Annotated in this window: 5 protein-coding genes; 3 read left to right on the plus strand and 2 right to left on the minus strand. The window is 47.0% G+C overall.

Annotated features, from left to right (window positions below):
• Positions 1 to 152: 152 nt before the first annotated feature.
• Positions 153 to 1,577 (minus strand): coproporphyrinogen-III oxidase family protein, encoded by a 1,425-nt coding sequence (locus ACWVCM_RS10810; protein ID WP_455201764.1) that lies wholly within the window; start codon positions 1,575 to 1,577, stop codon positions 153 to 155.
• Between the two features lie 110 nt (positions 1,578 to 1,687).
• The gene (locus ACWVCM_RS10815; RefSeq protein WP_455201765.1) at positions 1,688 to 2,113 is read right to left on the minus strand and encodes a hypothetical protein; all 426 of its coding nucleotides are present in this window, start codon (positions 2,111 to 2,113) and stop codon (positions 1,688 to 1,690) included.
• Between ACWVCM_RS10815 and ACWVCM_RS10820 the strand changes: the two genes are divergently transcribed.
• The 3 genes from ACWVCM_RS10820 to ACWVCM_RS10830 all read left to right on the plus strand — a co-directional run.
• Positions 2,099 to 2,326 (plus strand): hypothetical protein, encoded by a 228-nt coding sequence (locus tag ACWVCM_RS10820; RefSeq protein WP_455201766.1) that lies wholly within the window; start codon positions 2,099 to 2,101, stop codon positions 2,324 to 2,326. The two genes, ACWVCM_RS10815 and ACWVCM_RS10820, sit on opposite strands and share 15 nt — an antisense overlap.
• A gap of 54 nt (positions 2,327 to 2,380) precedes the next feature.
• Complete coding sequence (locus ACWVCM_RS10825) at positions 2,381 to 3,232, plus strand: symmetrical bis(5'-nucleosyl)-tetraphosphatase (RefSeq protein ID WP_455201767.1); 852 nt, start codon at positions 2,381 to 2,383, stop codon at positions 3,230 to 3,232.
• 142 nt (positions 3,233 to 3,374) lie between these two features.
• On the plus strand, positions 3,375 to 4,548 hold a 1,174-nt coding region (locus ACWVCM_RS10830; protein ID WP_455201768.1), incomplete at its 3' end, for a VWA domain-containing protein.

A 4,548-nucleotide genomic window follows, 5' to 3' on the forward strand; every position in this document is an offset into this window, starting at 1 on the left:
GGGAAACTTTTTCCATCAAATCCATGTACGCCGGAATTTTTGTCATTGGCGTGTTGGGTTTTGTTTTTTCCTACACGCTGGATTTACTGGAACGACGCCTGGTGCCCTGGAAGGACAAGAAGTAAAACAAAATTACTATTGGTGTGTTGCTATCAACCGACCGCGATTTGTGCTGGCGCACGCATCACGTCGTCGAATGGCATGTAGTCAGGATTAAAAAACTGGGTTGCCACTTCATCAGCAAAATACTTTCCAAGTTTAGTGAGCCAAATATCCTGGTCATTCTCTTCCAGCAATCCCAGTTGTTTCAGCCAGGTGACTTCATTGTTGAAAAATTTGTTGATGGTTTCACCAGTACGTTCGGTAAATCGTTGTTTGTTAACTTTCATGTTTTTCAGCGGCAGGATAAATGAACGCCGCAATTCATCATCTTTAGTCCGCATCTTGCCGCGGTTAATTGCCACCTTGCCCTGGTCGATAAGGGAATAATAATTTTCCAGGTTGGCATCACCGACGTTAATGGCGAATACGCCACGCAGGGTAGACCATGCCGATACACCCACCCCGGCAACGTCTGCCAGGTCTGCCGCCCAGTCGCGTAAATAATGGGAAATATATTCAGGTTTTTTGGCGAAGCAGCGGGTTTGATGTTCATGAAAACCATGTTCTTCGGAAATCAGAATGCCAAGGTATTTCATTAGTAATACTTCATCCGTTTCGGGAAAACGTTCCGGATTTTTCCTGGCCTGCGCGATGATATTACCCTGTCGATCACCATGTTGCCTGATTCTTAAGCGGTAGAGTTGGTATCCTTCGATGTCCAGGCTGACTGCTTCAAGCATATGTTTCCCCCACATCTCAACGGTCTGGTTGGGGTAGCCGTAAATCAGATCAATAAAGACATTCTCAATGCCTGCTTTACGCATATTGCGAATGGATTCCAATGTTTCTTCATGGGTATGTACCCGGCCCATGTATCGCAATATGTCATCATCAAACGATTGCACACCGAGACTGATGCGATCGACACCGTAGTCTTTCATGATGCGCAGTTTTTCATAACCTTCCTTACCCAATAAGGTGCCAGGTTCAGCTTCTACGGAAAATTGGGTACATCCACTCAGATCGTAATGAGTGGTATACATTTTCATAAAACGTTCCATTTGTTCCGGAGAAGGATAAGTTGGTGTTCCGCCGCCAATGAGAACGGACTGCACGGGTATGGCGTCAACCCCCATATTCTGTTTATACAGAATCATTTCCCGTTCGAGGTAATCGAGATATACGTCGACTTCTTCCGCTTTGCTTTTGGTCTTGGTAATCCAGTGGCAGAAGGTACAACGGGAAGGGCAAAAGGGAATATGGGCATAACCCAGTAACGGTCGCTCAGGCCTTTGTTGCAGGTTTTCAAATATCGGCCCCTGATCCATGTCGGAAAACATGGTTAAAGGCGGATAGCCAATTACAGGAAAGAATTTTGCGCCACGTTCAGGCAGGATGCCCGAATCGCGGATAGATTCGACTCCGATGTCGCTCATTTCCTGCTGAGCGCGCTGGATCCAGTTTGCTACATTCATGTGTCGCCCCGAAAAACCTCAAAAAAGACAAGGAAAAACAGCCAGCGTTATGGTATTGCTGGCGCCGCCCCATTCCTTGTCGTCATCGTATTATTTTTTGTAGACCAGGTCTATGCAAATGCGTGATTTTTGACAATTCTTAACCAAATAATGCCCCCACTCAGCCCTGCAATTCCAATGGCGGCACAGATAATTTGATAGACCGGATATAATTCGAATTCATCAAATCCCATTCCATACATCGCGACGAAGCCAACCCAGGTAGCGCCCGAGCAATGATCAATCACCGTCATGTACGACATTGACAAAGCAACGAATACGCCTCCAGCAAATACTGTGTAGAGAGGCCCTGAAGGTATGCTAATTGCTTGATTCCGGTAGGTTGAGATGGTCCAGCCAAGGATGGCTGATACGCCAAGGTAGATTAGTAAGGTGTAGGTATCGTATTCCAGTGTCCACAAGTTTAATCCACTGCGTGGATCCTGGTGAGCGAAGGCAAACAGGGATTTTGTGGCTAAAAAATGCAGGGAACTCATGGGTTGTTCCGGCCAAATGAGCTGGAAAATACCCAGGAACTGGAAAATGGGTGTCAGCCCATGATTGACTATGGTGCCGTTGAGAATCACGACAAGGATAAGGCCGACTGCGAAGTGTATGGCCAGCACAATGGTGCTCCACAGCAACCACTGCTCTCTGAATTTGTGTTTATCGTGAAAGGAAAACATCGACATTTATTTGATAATACCTAAAATACGCCTCGAGTTCGAAACATTCGAGAATCGTCAGTAACGCTAGAAACAATTATGAGTACTTATGCGATAGGTGATATTCAAGGATGCTATGATGATTTACAAGCATTACTTGATACCCTCAAATTTGATTTCCGACAGGATACCTTGTGGCTCACAGGTGATCTGGTCAACCGTGGCCCACGTTCACTGGAAGTATTGCGTTTTATAAAGTCTCTGGGCGAATGCGCAGTGACTGTACTGGGAAATCATGACCTGCATTTACTGGCGGTGGCTTACGGCCACGAACCGCCTAAAAAAGATGATACCCTTGATCCTGTTCTGGGAGCGCCTGATCGCGATGAACTCTTACAGTGGTTGCGTACCCGGCCGCTGTTACATCACGACGAAATTCGAAATCTCACATTGATTCATGCCGGATTGGCGCCACAATGGAGCCTGCAGGATGCCATCCAGTGCGCACAGGAGGTGGAAAGCGAACTGCGGAGTGACAATTTTGGCGATTTTCTCTCCAGAATGTATGGCAATCAGCCGGACCAGTGGACCGCTGAGTTAAAACGTTGGGAGCGCTTGCGCTTTAGCGTTAATTGTTTTACCCGGCTGCGATACGTGAATGGTAATGGCCGATTGAAGTTGAAAACCAAGGGGGCGCCCGGCTCTCAACCGGAGGGATGTGTACCCTGGTTCCAGGCGCCAAAACGAAAAACCAGAAAAGAAAAACTGTTATTCGGGCACTGGTCCACCCTGGGATTTTATGATGCAGATAACGTCACTGGCCTGGACGGTGGATGTATTTGGGGCGGTAAGCTGATCGCTGTTGATGTTGATAAAGTGATATCAACGCAGAAAACCGAACCCATATGTGTTTGCTGTAAAGAGAAACAAAAGCCGGGTTTAACCAACTGATTGATAATAAAAACTAATACTATACGAATCACAAAAAATCGTGGCGAATTAAAAAATCCCACCTGTTAACCCTTTTTGAAATCTATTCCGTTTCACTCCTTAAGCATGCACATCAATGTGCAAAATCAGGAAGGAGTAAATCATGAAACGAAATCTCATTATCGCTTTAAGTTTATTAATTGTTGCCCTGTGGCTTGCCGCTTGCACAACCTCGCAATCACCGCAACGAGAATTGCCGCAACAAGAATTGCCACAACAAAAATTGTCACAACAAGAAAGACAACAGCCACAGCCTGTAATAGATGAAGAACATGCTGCCAATCAATCAGGTTCCGCTGTCGATCAGGCCACTTCCCAGGCTTCGCCAGATCCTGTTGCGCCAGTTAAAGAAAAGAAACGGCCACCAACCAGGATTGCAGAAAATGATGAAACAACAGCTGAATTAGCTCAATCGCAACCAGGATCTTCGATAGCGGTTACTTCGGTGGTTGAGGAGCAGCGCAAGCAGGAATCTGCAAGTATCAAGCAGCTGACTAAAGATGCGGCGGAGCAGGCGGTTCTGGCGCAACCTGTCGCGCCGGCATCCAGGTCATCGGTTGCCGGAAAGCTTTCTATGATGCAGGCAGCGGGTATCGCAGCTGGCTTGCCACCGAATATTCGTTTTCCCAGTGAACCTTTAGACCGGGAAAACTATGCACATTTTGATGATCATCCCGTGCTGCGTGTTGCGGAAAAGCCTGTATCAACTTTCAGTATTGACGTTGACACCGGTAGCTACACGAATACCCGAAGAATTTTGCATGAAGGCAGATTGCCCGCCAAAGATGTGGTGCGCGTGGAAGAGTTTATTAATTATTTCAACTACGATTATCCAGGCCCTGAAAACAAAAGTGTTCCCTTTAATGTTGTGACTGAAGTGGGGCCAACACCGTGGAATCCGCAAACACACTTACTGCATGTCGGCATTAAAGGTTACCAGGTTCCACAAACTTCCCTGCCGCCCAGCAACCTGGTGTTTCTAGTCGATGTATCCGGTTCCATGCATTCTGCCAATAAGCTGCCCCTGCTGAAAAAATCGTTGCAGTTATTAACGCAAAAGCTGCGTGCGCAAGACAGAATATCCCTGGTGGTCTATGCCGGTGCCAGTGGTGTCGTGCTGGAACCGACTGCAGGAACTGAAAAGGCTAAAGTGTTAACGGCACTGGAATCCTTGACAGCAGGTGGTTCAACCAATGGTGCCGCAGGTATTCGCCTGGCGTATTTAAAGGCACAACAAGCCTTCATCAGCGGTGGTATCAATCGCGTGATTTTAGCAA

The sequence above is a fragment of the Kaarinaea lacus genome, assembly GCF_975902315.1.